Genomic DNA, 16,465 nt, shown 5'->3' with positions numbered 1-16,465 from the left:
GCATTTCTAGTTAGAAAAACCGAAGCAAAGCAAGCCTCGGTTCTTCTTGATAGTTACTATTTCAAATTTTTCACAACTTCTACAACATGAGCAACGGTGAAGCCATATTCTTCCATTACCTTAGCAGCTGGGGCAGAAGCACCGAATTTGTCAATACCGATAACAGCTCCGTCAAGTCCGACATATTTGTACCAAGACTGGGTTGCAGCCATTTCGATAGCAACACGGCGACGAACTGCATTTGGTAAAATTTCTTCTTTGTAAGCAGCGTCTTGTGCATCAAAGATGTCTGTTGACGGTACGCTGACAACACGAACCTTTTCTCCTTGTACTTCCAACTCTTTAGCAGTTGCAACAGCTAAGTTAACTTCAGAACCAGATGCCAGAAGAATTGTATCAAAACCATTTGCTGTTTCATATACAACATAAGCTCCTTTCGCCACCTTGTCAAAGTCAGTTCCAGCTTCAACTGTCAAGTTTTGACGTGTGAGAACCAAAGCTGTTGGAGTTGTTTGACTCTTGAGTGCCAAGTACCAAGCAGCCTGTGTTTCACGTGCATCTGCTGGGCGCAAGACATTAAGGTTTGGAATTGCACGAAGACCTGCTAAGTGCTCAATTGGTTCATGAGTTGGACCATCCTCACCAACTGCAATTGAGTCATGCGTAAAGACATAAGTCACAGGTAAGCCTTGAAGGGCTGATAAGCGAACAGCCGCTTTAACATAGTCTGAGAAGACAAAGAACGTACCGCCATAAACACGAAGTCCTCCGTGAAGTGCCATACCATTCAAAATAGTACCCATAGCAAATTCACGCACACCGAATTGAATATTGCGGTTAAGACGGTGGGCATCATCTTGCAAGCCATCTTCTTTGATGTAAGTCATATTAGAATGAGCGAGGTCAGCAGAGCCACCAAGGAAAGTTGGGAGAACTTTTGCGGCAGCATTCAAAGCATCTTGGCTAGAATTACGAGTAGCTTGTGAAAGACCTGTTTCTTTTACTGGGAAATCTTCTGGTTTGATCTCAACTGGATCTTTTCCAGCAATAATGGCAGCAACTTCATCAGCTAAGTCAGGATAGGCTTGTTTGTATTCTTCAACGAGTTTTTCCCAAACATCATAGGCAGCTTTGCCGCGTTCTGCAACATTAACCCGATAATCTTCGTAGACTTCTTCTGGAATTTCAAATGGTGCGTAATCCCAAGCAAGAGCTTTGCGAGTAGCGGCTGCTTCTTCTGCACCAAGAGGAGCTCCATGAACAGCATTGGTTCCCTGTTTATTTGGCGAGCCATAGCCAATGACCGTTTTGACTTCAATCAAGGAAGGTTTGCCAGAAACTTTTGCGGCTTCAATCGCTGCATTGATCGCTTCCAAGTCTGTTCCGTCTTTAACCAAAGCTGTGTGCCAACCGTAAGCATTGTAACGGTCACGAACACTTTCTGTAAAGGAATCTTTCGTTTCTCCGTCCAAATTGATGTCGTTTGAATCATAGAGAACGATGAGCTTATCTAGCTTTTGCAGTCCAGCATAAGAAGCTGCTTCAGCAGACACACCTTCCATTAAGTCCCCGTCACCACAGATGACATACGTATAGTGGTCAAAGATCGTATAGCCTTCACGGTTATACTTAGCAGCTAGGAAACGTTCTGCTTGCGCAAAACCAGTTGCCATAGAAATTCCTTGACCAAGTGGACCAGTGGTCGCATCTACACCAGCCGTGTGTCCAAATTCTGGATGTCCAGGCGTCTTAGAACCCCATTGACGGAAGTTCTTGATTTCGTCCATTGTGACATCTTGAAAACCAGACAAGTGAAGAAGTGCATAGAGCAACATAGACCCATGACCTGCTGACAAGATAAAACGGTCACGATTGAACCAATTTGGTACTTCTGGATTCACACGCATTTGCTTGGTAAACAAGTCATAAGCCATCGGTGCTGCACCCATGACAACACCTGGATGCCCAGATTTTGATTTTTCAATAGCATCAATTCCCAAAAAACGAATGGCATTGACAGATAAATTTGACATTGAATTCTCCTTTTATAATACTACCCTTTCAGTAGCAATTATTCTACACTATCATTATATGAAAATTATCCGCATATCGCAATGTATACGGATAATTCCCACTTAATTTTTTATAGTAAAGCCTTGAATTGAATGTTTGAATCATGCTCAAAGCAATCATCAAAGCCACGTGGGTGATGATATTCAATCCTGTCTTTGTCTTGCGGATAGGTATATTTACCACCGACTTCCCAAATGAATGGATGGAATTGGTATTGCAAGCGCTCTTTGCGCATTTTCCAGAGGGCAAGAATCTCATCTGTCGAAGCCATGAAGTTAGACCAAATATCATAATGAACTGGAATAATAACTTTGGCACGCAGATTTTCAGCCATACGAAGCAAATCAATCGAAGTCATCTTATCTTGAATACCGATTGGGTTATCACCATAGTTATTAATAGCCACATCAATCTTGAAATCTTTTCCGTGTTTGGCAAAATAATTTGAGAAGTGCGAATCTGCACCATGATAAATCGTACCGCCCGGTGTTTCAAAGACGTAGTTAACTGCCTTACGCGCCATTTCTTCGTCAGTTACAGCAAGCCCTTTCAGCTCACCGTCTCGAGCATCCGCACCGTCAACTGGAAGTGTCACTAAGCAGGTCCGGTCAAAGGATTCCACAGCTGTTCTACAATCATAGGAAACTGCCCACTTCTCTGGAAAATTATGCTTTTGTAGCTGAATCATCTGTTGCTTCCTCAATGACTAATTCACCATCTTTCAGGTCAGCTAAGAGATGTTTCACATCCAAATGATCCAGATGATAATCTGTTACTTTGTCACGGATTTGTTGTTCAATCACACGGCGAAGCGGACGAACACCCATGACTTCATCGTAACCTTCTTCTGCTAGATAAGCTTTTGCGGCATCTGTTACCGTCAGAGTGATGTCTTTCTTAGCAAGCGTTTGGTTGACTTCATCCAGCATCAATTCTACAATTTCAGCCAAGTCTTCCTTACCAAGGTGTGAGAATTCAATAACCGCATTGAACCGGTTCAAGAATTCTGGACGGAAGTATGGTTTCAACCGATCCATAATTTTCATATCCTTTTCCTCATCACCAGTAAAGCTTTCATAGCCAAATCCTGCGTTAGAAGTAGCAATAATAACTGTATTCTTAAAAGTTGACAGTATTTCCTTGACCGTCTGTCAAACGTCCATCGTCCAAGACTTGCAATAACAGCGTGATGACTTGCGGATCAGCTTTTTCGATTTCGTCCAGCAAAATGATCGAGTATGGATTGCGACGAACACGTTCTGTCAATGTATTGCTATTGTCGTCGTAGCCCACATAGCCAGCTGTTGTACCAATCAACTTCGACACAGCCGTGCGGTCAGAGTATTCAGACATATCCAAACGAATAATCGCGTCTTTTGTACCGAACATATCAAGCGCTAATTGTTTTGCTAGTTCTGTTTTTCCGACCCCAGTTGGTCCGACAAAGAGGAAGCTACCAATTGGACGATTGCCTTCATCAAAACCTGCACGATTTCTCCGAATAGCACGTGCCACCGCTTCAACCGCTTCATTTTGTCCAATGACTTTGGTCTTTAAGCGCGCATTCATCTCTTTCAAGCGCTCAATATCGCTGCTGCCCATTTGAGAAACAGGAATACCCGTCATGCGTTCTACAGACTCTGCCACATCATTGACAGTCGCTGTCACTTTCATATCTTCCGTATGATTTTCAATTTTCTTTTCCAGCTCTTCAATGCGCATCTTGGCATTCAAAGCCGTTTCAAAATCTTCTTTTTCAACAGCAGCTTCTTGTTTGGCCTTTTGCTCTGCGATTTCACGTTCTACTGCATGCACATCTGTAACGGGGTGTTGAGCTGCTAAGTGAGCCGCTGTCACATCCACTAGGTCAATTGCTTTATCTGGCAAACTGCGTTGCGGAATATATTGAATCGAATAATCCACAGCCGCTTTTAACACTTCATCTGGCAAGATAACATTGTGGTGTTTTTCGTACAAATCACGAATTCCTTGCAAAATCTTATAAGTATCCTCTGCAGACGGAGCATTTACTTTTACTTCATTGAAACGGCGAGCCAAAGCCGCATTTTTCAAAATGGTATTGCGGTATTCATCTTGCGTCGTCGCACCAATCACAGTTAAATCCCCGCGAGAAAGAGCTGGTTTCAAAATGTCTGCCAAACCTTTAGAGCCGCTGTCTCCACCTGTGCTTCCAGCACCAAGGATTTGATGAATTTCATCAAAGAAGAGAATGACATTGCCGGCTTCTTTCACTTCAGACACCAAATTTTGAATATTTTCTTCAAAGCTACCGCGATATTGCGTACCTGCTTCTAATCCAGAAATATCTACAGAAATAATTTCCTTATTTTTAATAGCAGCAGGGACATCGCCGTTGACAATCGCTTGTGCCAAACCTTCGACAACTGCGGTCTTACCAACCCCAGCATCTCCGACTAGCACTGGATTATTCTTCGTCCGACGAGACAGAATTTCAGCTGTTTCTTGAATTTCCTTATTGCGCCCAATAACGGGATCTAACATATCTTGCCGCGCTTCTTCTGTCAAATTGCGACCCAATTTTGCTAAAATGCCATCTTGTTTTGGAGCACCTGTTTGTCCCTGCATTTGCGGATTTTGATTTTCTACTGCTTGTTTCGGCAGTTTCCCCGTTGCTCGGTATTGTGCAAATTCTTCTGGTGTTACTTCACGTCCATTGATGAGATAACGCCGATTTTCACTATTAAAACCGCCCATTCTTCCCATCAATTGATTGAAAAGATTATCCATATTATCAAAGTTGTTGTAGTTGTTATTCATATCTGTACCTCATTTGTTATTTTACATAATTTTAATCCTCTCCCAAAATAGAGATGAAATCCTTTTAACTGAACACAGCTAATAATTTCATCTTGTTTGAGCGAGTGTAACGGACTTTCTTCCCGTTTACAAATGTAATTATATACTACAACAACAAAAAAGTCAATAGATTTTTAGAAAAAATTTACATAATTTTTGCGTTTTTATTTTTTAAAATTGCTTTAATATTAGTCTTTCTAGTTTAAAATTTTATATTTTACATAATTTTTTAAAATCAGACTTCTACTTTATCTCAATGGAACAAAAAATCACCAAGTCAACACTTGATGATTCTTCATAGGTATTATTCAACTGTCACAGACTTAGCTAAATTCCGTGGTTTATCTACGTCAAGTCCACGATGCAAAGTTGCAAAATAAGCAATCAACTGTGTTGGCACGACCATAGAAATTGGTGATAAATATGGATGAACAGACATTAAAACAATATCGTCTCCTTCTTTTGCTACATTTTCTTCTACAACGGTCAAGACATTTGCACCACGCGCCACCACTTCTGATACATTCCCACGAGTATGACTGGCCAATTGCTCATCGGACGAAATTAAGGCGATTACTGGCGTACCGTCTTCAATCAAGGAAATCGTTCCATGTTTTAACTCTCCCGCAGCAAATCCTTCACACTGGATATAGGAAATTTCTTTTAATTTCAAGCTGGCTTCCATGGCAACATAATAGTCTTGCCCTCGACCAATATAGAAAGCATTGCGTGTTGTAGCGAGCAGATCACGCACTTTTTCGTCAATACTGTCTTTTTCAGATAGCGTAGCCTCAATGGCTTGCGCCACAATGGATAATTCATGCACTAAATCAAACTGCTTTGCTTTTTCATTGCCATTGGCATCGCCAACTGCTTTCGCAAGGAATGCTAGAGTCGCAATTTGTGCTGTGTAGGCTTTTGTAGAAGCAACTGCAATCTCTGGCCCTGCATGAAGTAACATCGTGTGAGTCGCTTCACGAGACAAAGTTGAACCCGGTACATTGGTCACCGTCAAACTTGGAATTCCCATAGCATTAGCTTTGACCAAAACCTGACGGCTGTCGGCTGTTTCGCCAGATTGGCTGATCAAGATAAACATTGGTTTCTTGCTAAGCAATGGCCATCTGTAGCCCCATTCAGAAGAAATCCCCAATTCAACCGGTGTGTCTGTCAATTCTTCCAGCATGCGCTTGGTCGCAAAACCAGCATGATAAGAAGTTCCAGCCGCCAAAATATACAAGCGATCGGCTTCTTGAACAGCTTTGATAATAGCTGGATCTACTGAAATTTGCTCATTCTCATCCGTATAGGCTTGGATGAGTTTACGCATCACGGTTGGTTGCTCATCAATTTCCTTCAACATGTAGTAAGGATAAGTGCCTTTACCAATGTCAGACAAATCAAGCTCTGCTGTATAACTTTCACGCTCAACAGGATTGCCATCATAATCTTGCACTTGGACACCGTCTTTTGTCACAATAACCAATTCTTTGTCGTGAATTTCCATAAATTCACTTGTTTCACGGATCATTGCCATAGCATCCGAGCAGACCATATTGTAGCCTTCTCCTAAGCCAACCAAAAGAGGGGATTTATTTTTGGCAACATAAACTGTATCTGCATCTTCTGCATCCATCAAAGCAAAGGCATAAGAGCCTTCGATAATATGAAGAGCCTTTTTGAATGCTTCAAGAACTGATAAATTCTCTTCCTCAACAAATTTTCCAATCAAGTGAACCGCAATTTCTGTATCCGTTTGACCTTTCAAGTCATGTCCAGCAAGATAAGTGTTCTTGATGTCTAGATAATTTTCAATCACACCATTATGCACCAAAACAAAGCGTCCCGTTTGAGAAGTATGCGGATGCGCATTGCTTTCGCTTGGTTTTCCATGCGTTGCCCAGCGTGTATGTCCAATACCAGCAGTTCCAGCCACGTCAATCCCGATTTTTGCACGAAGATCAGCTATGCGACCAACTGATTTCACCAAACTAGATGTTTTCCCATTAGTCACAAAAATCCCAGCCGAATCATAACCCCGGTATTCTAATTTTTCTAGACCTTGCATTAAAATATCTGTTGCATTTCGATTTCCAACAACTCCAACGATTCCACACATACTATTATTTATAGCAAACAACTTTCAGAAGTCTACTATCTCCTCCTTCGTTTTATAAATTGGTATAGTCTAATCATAACTATCCAAAACAAGCGAAGTCAGTATATAATTTTATTATGAATTTGTCAACAAGAAAATTGGTATAGTTCAAAAAGAAAGTATAGAGGAAATCAAAAGACTTTTAAACAGCTCATTCTCCTACCTGTACGGTTGATTCAGACATCTTTATTCACATATTATATTTCAGGAACATTAGGCAATCACTTCATCAATATTTTTGCTAACTAGAAATGAAAAAGACTGGATTACCCCAGCCTCTTCTAAAATATTATGACTTGTAAATTCCAAGTTTTATTTTTGGTTTTTGAATCGCTCAACATCACGTGCAATGACTAATTCTTCATCTGTAGGAATAACAAGTACTTTCACCTTAGCAGCATCACTTGAGATGATACCTTCAGCTCCACGTACATTTTTTCCCGGTAAAATATCACAACCAAACCAAGATAGACCTGAAATAACAGCTTCGCGCACCTCATCAGAATTTTCTCCGATGCCAGCTGTAAAAATAATCGCATCCGCACCATTTAAAACAGCAAAATATTGACCGATATGTTTTTGAATGCGATCAACAAAAATGTCAAAAGCCAGTTTACAATTATGATTGCCTTCATGCATTCCTGCAATAATGTCGCGCATATCACTTGATGTTTCAGATACTCCTAGAAGCCCAGACTGTTTGTTTAAAATATAATTGATGTCTTCTGGTGTATTAAAATCTTCTGTATGCTCTATCAAATAAGGAATGATAGCCGGGTCAATATCCCCTGTGCGAGTTCCCATCATCACGCCACCTAGCGGAGTAAAGCCCATTGAAGTATCTACAGAAATTCCTTTATCAACCGCTGTAATAGAAGCGCCATTCCCAATATGACAAGTAATTAGCTTCAACTCTTCAAGTGGCTTACCAAGCGTTTTGGCGGCTTCCTTGGCAACATACTGATGACTTGTACCATGAGCGCCATATTTGCGAACCTTGTTCTCCGTATAGTACTTAGTCGGTAATGGATAACGATAGGCTTTTTCTGGCATTGTTGTATGGAAAGACGTATCAAACACAACGACACTTGTAATGTCTGGCAACAATTCTTTAAAGGCACGAATTCCTGCTGCATTTGCTTTGTTATGAAGTGGTGCAAGAAGCGCTAATTCTTCTACTTTTTGAATCACTTCTTCGCTATCAACAAGTGCAGATTCTTTAAAGTATTCACCACCTGCAACGACACGATGTCCAACACCTGTGATTTCTTCATAGGATTTGATAATACCAAAGCGCATCAAGTCATCTAACAAAATTTTTACAGCTTGCGTATGATCATCAATATCTAAAATTTGCTTTTCTGCACGACTATCAAATTTTACTGTTGAAATGGAGTCCTTGAGACCAATCCGTTCAATCAGCCCTTTGGCAATAACCTTTTCAGCTGGCATTTCGTATAATTGCCATTTTAGACTTGAACTTCCAGCATTGATTGAAATTGTTTTTGACATAAATTACCTCTTTTAAGCGTTTTCATTTATTATATCAAAAACTTGTTTAAATTTCACTTTCTTGGCTCCAATTTTGAAACTTTTCGCTAAATGTCAATAAATCCGCTTGATTCTGCAAATCAGATAAAGCATAAACAAATGGTTGGATAGCTTGTTCATCTTGCTTTTTCAGTACAAAAATTGTTTTAGCGTATGCTGCATTTCCAAAAAGAGACTCTGGTAACGCAATCATTGCAACTATTTGTGCATGCTTTTGTAGCCATTTCTTCAATAAATCACTTTGCGAACTAGTCAATAAATCATTCGGTGCAAGGAAAATAGCATAACCATCCGATTTGAGATACTTGAGCGATTGTTCCATTAACAAATGATGAGCATAAGTATGCTCCTGTCTACTAGCCACTTCATAGCGCATCGCAATGTTATCATCAGGATAAAAGCCAACTGGTAAATCACTGATAATCACATCGCTTTCTTTCAATACTTGCGGACGCACTGCATCACCTTGCACAAAACTAACTTTTGCATCCATCACATCTGCGATACTGGCTGATATATCAATTAGCAGATCGTCCAATTCCAGTCCTAGATAATCCACATTTTTCTTTGTATTATTGAGAATGGTCTCTGCTAAATTCCCCATTCCGCTACCAATTTCCAAAATATCAATGTGTTCTTTTTTACTCAATTGGTCAATGAGAAAAGTTAAGATAAACCCGATAGAATCTGGAGTAAATTGATGATTGGCTTGCAAAGGCTCTGTTTGAGCTGCTTTCATCAGCAAAAATTGGTAGGCTCGACGCCATTCTTCTTTACTTAATTTCAACGCTTTCAGTTTTTCATTGTTCTGCCGAACACTATCTAGTTCGATATCCCCGTCCAAATAGCTGCCATTTTGCTCTATCAAAGCATCATAAAAGCTCGTTAAAAGATCATTTTGGATTTCTTGGACATTTTCTAACAAGAGCGTATAAGCCTGTTCAATTTTTTCAAAATTCATAGTATCCTCCGCTCCCTATCATACCAAAATTTAGTTTTTTTTGCGAGTGTACTCTGTTACATGCACACCATTTATTTATTCAATCTTTTATCCATCTGCTTTTCTTTTTCAGCTGGAAAAGAAAATTGATAACGGCGACCAGTCTTCATTGTTACTGTCAGGATGAGCTCTTTCTCACTCTTTTGGTCTCGGACATACCCTTTATCAAATTCCCTTTGCTTAGAATTTTCGTTAGCTAGAAGAGCCATTGCATAAGCCTGTATTCGTTCTCGGTTTAGGGTGAAATTCCTATGATTAGCAGTTTGCCGATGAAGGTAAAATTGCAAAAGCAAGCTAAAAACTGCCGCCATAAAGAGTGCATAGAGCATAATGCCCGCTTTAACTTTCTGTTTCCACACGATAGACAAACTCCCTTTCCAATCCTCGCCTAAACGTCAGTCTAACATGAATCAGCTCATTTTTCTGTGAGATTTCTGCTTTTTTTACATCATAAACCATCGGCTGGTAACCTTTCCCATTCGCATTGGTTTTTCTGAAATCCTGTCCACTTGACTTTCCAAATGCAATCACCTTGCCGTCCTGTTTCATATATAAACGATTATTCTCCACCTTTTCAAATGAAGAACGAGCCAACTCTGCTTCTAGTTGATCTGCAAACAAAAGCCATTCTCGTTGTTCACTGTGTTGACGAGCTTGGACTTCAGAAGCTAGAAGGCGCGTCATAGATTGAAACAGCAACACACTTCCACTAATGACAAAGAGGGCAATCAGAGCCTCTAAAAGGGTAAAAGCTTTCACTTTATTTGCCTTGAACACCGAGAATCAGCTCCTTCCCATGATAAATCTGAATACCTTGTTGACTTGTTTCAACACGCACTTCAATACCGTTCATTGTCAGATGACTTTGCTTTGTTTGCAAAGCCATTTTAGCTACCCTTAAAACTTCTTCTTCTCTAAGCAAGTCATTTTCTGCTTTTCGAGACTGGTGAATTTGTCCCAACAACAGGGTCACAATTGTCGCAAAAACAGCCAAAGCCAGCAGCGCCTCTAATAAAATCGTTCCTTTAACGTGTTGTTTTCTTAAATTTCCCATTTCCTAGATATAATTGATACGTAATTGTCTGCTTTTTTGTCTGAAAGACAATCTTTCCGAGCGATGAATTGCCTCCAGCCTTATCAAAATGAAGCGTCAAATCTTCTGGCGCTTGAATCGAGCGAGGAACCGCCAAATGGTTGTAACCATTGGAAATCCTCTCGCGAGAAAAATTCATGTCCAACTGAATTTGAGCTGAACTACTCAACTTCTGACTTTCCCGATAAAAATGCTCAAACTCCAGAAAGAAAATCTTCTCTTCCACCTGTTCAAAAGAAGAACGAACAGAGCCCGACACCGCAAGCAATAAGAAACTCGTTATAAATAATGTCAGCAAACTTTCCAAAAGCGTAAATCCCTTAATCTGCAACAGAACGAGCTTCTTTTGTATGTTTCGCATAGTAAGCCTTATAAGATGCTGCCTGCTTGTCTGTAATCGTGCCTTCGTTGACTAATTTTGAGAGTGTCGCTTTTTCATTGGTGTGATTGACCTCAAACAGCTCCGCTTGGCTTTCCACAACTTTTACCACCGCTGCATTTCCTTTTTCCGTTACAGCTTCTTTTTGCTTGGTCAAATTCGGTACAAATAAGAGCATCAAAACACTGATGATAAGAAGTACGACTAACATTTCTACTAAAGTAAAACCTTTAACCTTCAAACTTTTTAATTTTTTCATAATTGAACCTCCATATTTTGATAAATTGGCAGCAACATGGCTGCATACAACAATACAATCATTAGAGCCACAAAGACAAACACTAGTGGTTGAATGACATTCATCGCTTGATGAACACGTTTAAAAAATGTCTCCCATGTTTTTTGGGCATAAACTTCTAATTCACACCCCAATTTGGATTTCACTTCACCGTATTCAATTATCAAGCCCAATTCCTTTTTAAAAAACGGATAATATTTCACTACTTGTGAAAATTCCTGACCATTTTGCAACGCAATTTCTAAATCTTTTCCAATTTCTTGAAACATAGCAGAGCGTTGCCCTTGCATCATTTGAAAAATCTGACTAAGTTCTAAACCTTGACCAATCATATTCCCCCATTCTCTCGCATAATAAGCTGTCAAATAGGTTTGAATAAAAGTTCCACAAAAAGGAAGTCGAGCCAAGAAGCTAAACACTACTATTTTTGAGCTTTTTCTAAACCAATAAAAACCTATCGCTAACAAAACAAGGACTACTACTAGTGAACCCAGAAAAATTTGCGGCAACTGACTAATCAGCTGCGTTGCACTATTTTGGCGTTCTAACTGCGGAAGTAAATAATTGCGCAGCCCTAACATAATGAATACTAAAAAAATAAGTAAAATGAATGGATAAGTGGCTACCTCAATTAACTTTTTCTTGACTTTTGAGACATTTTCCAAGTATTCCTCAATCTTAGTCAGGCTGAGTGAGAGATTCCCATGTAGCTCTGCCAGTGAAAGCTGAGTGACAACACTATCTGAAAATCCTAAACTAGCCATAATTTCTGAAAAGGTTTTCCTGTTGCTAAACCCTCTTTCATCTTTTCCACATAGGTTTTTTCTAGGAGGGCACTCCGCTTCAAAAAATCAATCATTTCTGCTAAATGAAAGCCGCTAGAAAAAAGATTATTCAGCAACTCTACGACTTTTTTCTGCCTAACTATGGATAATTTTTTCCGTTTCTGCCTGCTCAAAAGTGACATGTCCTGCTGCATAAAGCTGATCAATCTGCTTATTCCAGTCACTTGGCTCATGCTCTTGATACCTTTCACTGACAAAATCCACTATTCCTCCTTTCGCAATTAACCGTTGGTAGCAAATTCCTTGCAAAACAATTTTCAGCTCTGCTTCTGTCACTCCCAACTCCAGCAACCGTTCATAGACACCTCGTACGCTTTTAGCATGAATAGTTGAAAAAACAGTCACTCCCGTTAAGCTAGCTCGAACAACTGCCCTTGCTGTCTCCGCATCACGAATCTCTCCGATAATCAATAAATCTGGTCGATGCCGAAGAGAAAGTTTAATCAAACTTTCATAAGTTAAACCAATCGCTTCGTTCAGCTGCAGCTGTAACATCCCTGCTTGTTTGATTTCAACCGGATCTTCAATTGACATGATTTGCTGATCGGCAAAACGCTCTTGAGCCAACTGGTGCATGAGAGTAGTTTTACCACTTCCTACCGGTCCCGAAAAAAGATAAAGCCCTCGTTGTTTGAAGCGTTCTTTTAACTCTGGGATTTGAGCAAACCAAAACTTCAACTCTGCCTCTTCATCATGCAATAAACGAATCACCAGACTTTCGTATCCACGATAATCCCCTACTGTTGACAGTCGTAATGACGTTTTCTTATCACCATATTGATAATCACAAGATCCTAACTGGCTTCTACGTTTTTCGCCGACATTCATCCCAGCGGTAAACTTAAAATGACTAATTACTGCTGCCATCTCTTCAAATGCATACTGTTGGATAAAGCGCCGTTCATCTCCAATTCGCATGTATAGCTCATACATATTTTCCCTTGGAACAAAATAAATGTCCTGAGCCTGCTCTTTTTTAGCTTGGCAAATAATAGCCTGTGCAATGTTTTGAACCATATCTCCTCCTCACTTTATACTATTCGCAGAAGAAAATAAAAAATGGTGAAAAAATCACCATTTTGCAAATTATTTAAATGTTAGAGAGCAGGCACGATGTTCCTCTTCACTATTTTGTTTATTGTAACCCGGCTGCATTTTTTCTTTGGGAATAACAGTATCATTTTCTAACAGAGCGAGAGAATGATACTGCTGAACAGAGTCGCCACATTCCTCGCACCAACGCAAATCTCCTGCATCCCAAAAAATAGACATCAAATCACTTCGACTTTTGTAGAAAGGAAAAGCATCTGCCAACTTCAGCCATTGGAGTTTATAATATTTTAAAGCAGCATAATAGTTATCAAAATGCTGTACTGATACGATATTAGCTTCCCAGCCATCGAAAAACCACCACGGTTCATCTTTGCCATACATTTCAATAACACGATACACCTGCTTCACCTCCCTTTGTTCTGTTTATTATACCGAAAATGTCATAATTTTCAATAAATATGCTCCATTATACAAGTTTTTTCGCCATTTGCTCAAAACTGTAGAAAAAAGTGTCATTATTCTGATTAGTCGTTTTTCATTCATCAGATAAGAAAACGAGACTTTTTCTAAGCCTCGCTCCCAATTTATTAATACAAATCAAGATAGTTATCTACTTCCCATTGGGAAACAAAAGTGGCATAGCTTGCCCATTCGATGCGTTTTGCTTCTACAAAACTTGTATAAATATGGTTCCCAAGTGCAGCTTTTACAACTTCATCTTCTGTCAGTGCTTTCACCGCATTATGTAGAGTAGAAGGAAGGTCTGTAATACCCGCTTCTTTGCGCTCTTCTGCTGTCATGACATAGATATTTTCTTCAATCGGAGCAGGTGCTTCAATTTTATTTTCAATCCCATGAAGTCCAACTTCAAGAAGAACAGCCATAGCAATATAAGGATTAGCCATTGGGTCAACAGAACGCAATTCCAAACGTGTTCCCATACCGCGTGAAGCTGGCACGCGAACAAGTGGAGAACGATTCCGTCCTGCCCAAGCAATATACACAGGAGCTTCATAACCCGGAACCAAACGTTTATAAGAGTTGACAGTCGGGTTCATGATAGCTGTATAATTGTAAGCATGCTTAATCAGACCACCAAGGAAATAATAAGCAGTTTTTGATAATTGCATGCCATTTGGATCTTCTGGATCAAAGAAAGCATTCTGACCGTCTTGATTAAAGAGCGACATGTTACAGTGCATACCTGAACCAGCAATACCAAATTTTGGTTTTGCCATAAAAGTAGCGTACAAACCATGCTTGCGGGCAATTGTCTTAACAACCAGCTTAAACAACTGAATCTTATCACAGGCACGGAGAACTTCATCGTATTTAAAGTCAATTTCGTGCTGACCGATAGCTACCTCATGGTGACTGGCTTCTACTTCAAATCCCATTGTTGTAAGGACATTAACGATTTCACGGCGAGTATTGTCAGCCAGGTCAGTCGGAGCAAGGTCAAAATAGCCACCCTTATCATTTACCTCAAGAGTTGGATCACCATTCTCATCAAGTTTAAATAAGAAAAATTCTGGCTCAGGACCTAAATTAAAGGATTTGAATCCTAATTCTTCCATGTGACGTAAAGCGCGTTTCAAATTTCCACGCGGATCCCCTTTAAAAGGCGTTCCTTCCGTCGTATAGACATCACAAATCAATCCTGCGACACTTCCATTTTCGTCTCCCCAAGGGAAAACAGTCCATGTATCCAAGTCGGGATACAGGTACATATCTGACTCATTGATACGCACAAAACCTTCGATAGAAGAACCATCGAACATCACTTTGTTGGATAAAACTTTATTCAGCTGTTCATCTGTCGCTGGAATTTCAACGTTTTTCATCGTTCCCAGAACGTCTGAAAACATCAAACGGATAAAGGTAACATTTTTTTCTTTCACTTCGCGACGAATGTCAGCTACTGTAATTGGCATGAGTATCTCCTTATGAAATTTAAAAAAATTGATATTGGTCAATGCATACGACCAAATGGTGGAAGGGAAGAAGCAAAGCGACCTTGTTGTAAAATGTCTTTATGAAGGGCTCGACGAACGTCTTTCTCACTCACCGGCTTCTTGTATTTCGCTTCGCGCTCGGCATATTTTCGCTTAATCGCAGCAATATTGTAACCTTCTGAAATGTAATCTTTAATCTCCAACAAGCGATCCATATCATTTAATGAATACATGCGGCGATTTCCTTCATTTCGATCAGGCTTGATCAATTCTTGATCTTCATAATAACGAATCTGACGTGCTGTCAAATCCGTCAATTTCATAACGCTACCAATGGGAAAAACAGCCATATTGCGACGAAATTCTTTTTCCTTCATTGCAAATTCCTTTCTTATGCTCTATTATAATCTGAAAAAATTTCTATGTCAAGAACCCATGTTATATTTTCTGACATTATTCTTCGTTTTTTAATTTCAATACTTTCCGCAAGCGATCCACATCAGAATTGACCAGCATGGCAACGAAAACCCCCATGAAAGTCTCAAAGACACGTGCAAATACATATAAAACCGTCTCTCCTGTTGGAATAGATAAAGTAATAATCAGCATGGCAGAAACACCACCAATCACTCCCGCTTTGTTGTTCATAGCAACATTTGTCATAATCGTTAACATCGTACAAATAGGAACGACCAGTAAGGTCACCCAAAACTGCTCATGAAACAGGTTATTGATGAGAAAGAAGAGCAAGGCATACAAACCACCAATACTATTTCCTAAAATACGAGAGGTTCCAAAATGGACGCTCTTATCAAAATCTTCACGCAAACTGAAAACAGCTGTCAGAGCACCAATCTGCAATCCTTTCCAACCAAAAAGCCCAAAGATAAGAAGAACAATAAAAACCGCGACCCCCGTTTTAAAGGTTCGCATTCCTAATTTAAATTTCGACTTATCAAACTTATACTTTTTAAAATAACCCATTCACGCATTTCCTTTTACCTTTATTCTAACATATTTTAGAGAAAAGATAATAATGATTACAAGAAATGAAAACAATTTCTTTTCATTCTAAAAGGTTGAAGCTTGTGCCACAAATCCTAACTGCAACCTTCAAGTACTGCTGTGAGCAATCAGCTACTGCAGTCATCATTTATGATTACATAAATTTGAGACTGGAAATTTTTTGTTCCAGTCTCCTTTAGAATTATTGTTCCGTAAG

At 39.7% G+C, this 16,465-nt stretch carries 14 protein-coding genes and 3 pseudogenes; all 17 read right to left on the bottom strand.

All coding sequences use genetic code 11. The features are described from left to right. Positions 1–56: 56 nt before the first annotated feature. Complete coding sequence (tkt, locus tag HMPREF2887_RS09760) at positions 57–2,033, bottom strand: transketolase (RefSeq protein ID WP_021001237.1); 1,977 nt, start codon at positions 2,031–2,033, stop codon at positions 57–59. Between the two features lie 110 nt (positions 2,034–2,143). Then, positions 2,144–2,698: pseudogene (ulaG, locus tag HMPREF2887_RS09755) on the bottom strand (L-ascorbate 6-phosphate lactonase); the annotation flags it as partial. Between the two features lie 40 nt (positions 2,699–2,738). Continuing rightward, a pseudogene (locus HMPREF2887_RS09750) lies at positions 2,739–4,872 on the bottom strand (ATP-dependent Clp protease ATP-binding subunit). 343 nt (positions 4,873–5,215) lie between these two features. Further along, positions 5,216–7,030, bottom strand: a complete 1,815-nt coding sequence (gene glmS, locus HMPREF2887_RS09745) for a glutamine--fructose-6-phosphate transaminase (isomerizing) (protein WP_003026983.1) — start codon at positions 7,028–7,030, stop codon at positions 5,216–5,218. A 351-nt stretch (positions 7,031–7,381) separates the two neighbouring features. Continuing rightward, the gene (locus HMPREF2887_RS09740) at positions 7,382–8,581 is read right to left on the bottom strand and encodes an acetate kinase (RefSeq protein WP_021001236.1); all 1,200 of its coding nucleotides are present in this window, start codon (positions 8,579–8,581) and stop codon (positions 7,382–7,384) included. Between the two features lie 46 nt (positions 8,582–8,627). Then, complete coding sequence (locus HMPREF2887_RS09735; protein WP_021001235.1) at positions 8,628–9,581, bottom strand: class I SAM-dependent methyltransferase; 954 nt, start codon at positions 9,579–9,581, stop codon at positions 8,628–8,630. Positions 9,582–9,652: 71 nt separating this feature from the next. Continuing rightward, positions 9,653–9,979, bottom strand: coding sequence for a competence type IV pilus minor pilin ComGG (comGG, locus tag HMPREF2887_RS09730; protein ID WP_021001234.1), 327 nt, complete (start codon positions 9,977–9,979; stop codon positions 9,653–9,655). Continuing rightward, positions 9,960–10,397, bottom strand: a complete 438-nt coding sequence (gene comGF / locus HMPREF2887_RS09725; RefSeq protein WP_041783987.1) for a competence type IV pilus minor pilin ComGF — start codon at positions 10,395–10,397, stop codon at positions 9,960–9,962. Before comGF ends, comGG begins: the two co-directional genes overlap by 20 nt. Beyond that, positions 10,381–10,674 carry a competence type IV pilus minor pilin ComGE gene (gene comGE / locus HMPREF2887_RS09720; RefSeq protein WP_021001233.1) on the bottom strand — a complete coding sequence of 98 codons (294 nt, stop codon included), beginning with the start codon at positions 10,672–10,674 and terminating at the stop codon, positions 10,381–10,383. Before comGE ends, comGF begins: the two co-directional genes overlap by 17 nt. Further along, positions 10,646–11,074, bottom strand: a complete 429-nt coding sequence (gene comGD / locus HMPREF2887_RS09715; protein WP_021001232.1) for a competence type IV pilus minor pilin ComGD — start codon at positions 11,072–11,074, stop codon at positions 10,646–10,648. The genes comGE and comGD overlap by 29 nt, the downstream gene beginning before the upstream one ends. After that, on the bottom strand, positions 11,034–11,351 hold the full coding sequence (gene comGC / locus HMPREF2887_RS09710; protein WP_003028473.1) for a competence type IV pilus major pilin ComGC: 318 nt from the start codon (positions 11,349–11,351) through the stop codon (positions 11,034–11,036). The genes comGD and comGC overlap by 41 nt, the downstream gene beginning before the upstream one ends. Further along, positions 11,348–12,369 (bottom strand): annotated as a pseudogene (comGB, locus tag HMPREF2887_RS09705) (competence type IV pilus assembly protein ComGB). Before comGB ends, comGC begins: the two are co-directional and overlap by 4 nt. Then, on the bottom strand, positions 12,311–13,252 hold the full coding sequence (gene comGA, locus HMPREF2887_RS09700) for a competence type IV pilus ATPase ComGA (RefSeq protein WP_003027001.1): 942 nt from the start codon (positions 13,250–13,252) through the stop codon (positions 12,311–12,313). The pseudogene comGB and the gene comGA overlap by 59 nt, the downstream one beginning before the upstream one ends. 69 nt (positions 13,253–13,321) lie before the next feature. Further along, positions 13,322–13,687 (bottom strand): DUF1033 family protein, encoded by a 366-nt coding sequence (locus tag HMPREF2887_RS09695; RefSeq protein ID WP_003027003.1) that lies wholly within the window; start codon positions 13,685–13,687, stop codon positions 13,322–13,324. Positions 13,688–13,875: 188 nt separating this feature from the next. Next, positions 13,876–15,222 carry a type I glutamate--ammonia ligase gene (glnA, locus tag HMPREF2887_RS09690; RefSeq protein ID WP_003027006.1) on the bottom strand — a complete coding sequence of 449 codons (1,347 nt, stop codon included), beginning with the start codon at positions 15,220–15,222 and terminating at the stop codon, positions 13,876–13,878. 38 nt (positions 15,223–15,260) lie between these two features. Then, entirely contained in the window at positions 15,261–15,620 is a 360-nt protein-coding gene (locus HMPREF2887_RS09685) for a MerR family transcriptional regulator (protein WP_003028467.1), read from the bottom strand. A 76-nt stretch (positions 15,621–15,696) separates the two neighbouring features. Then, a complete protein-coding gene (locus HMPREF2887_RS09680) occupies positions 15,697–16,227 on the bottom strand; it encodes an FUSC family protein (RefSeq protein ID WP_003032280.1) in 531 nt (176 codons plus the stop codon). Positions 16,228–16,465: the final 238 nt, after the last annotated feature.

Source organism: Streptococcus sp. HMSC071H03 (assembly GCF_001813035.1).
Classification (GTDB): Bacteria; Bacillota; Bacilli; order Lactobacillales; family Streptococcaceae; genus Streptococcus; species Streptococcus anginosus.
This window is presented reverse-complemented; position numbering and strand designations above follow the sequence as displayed.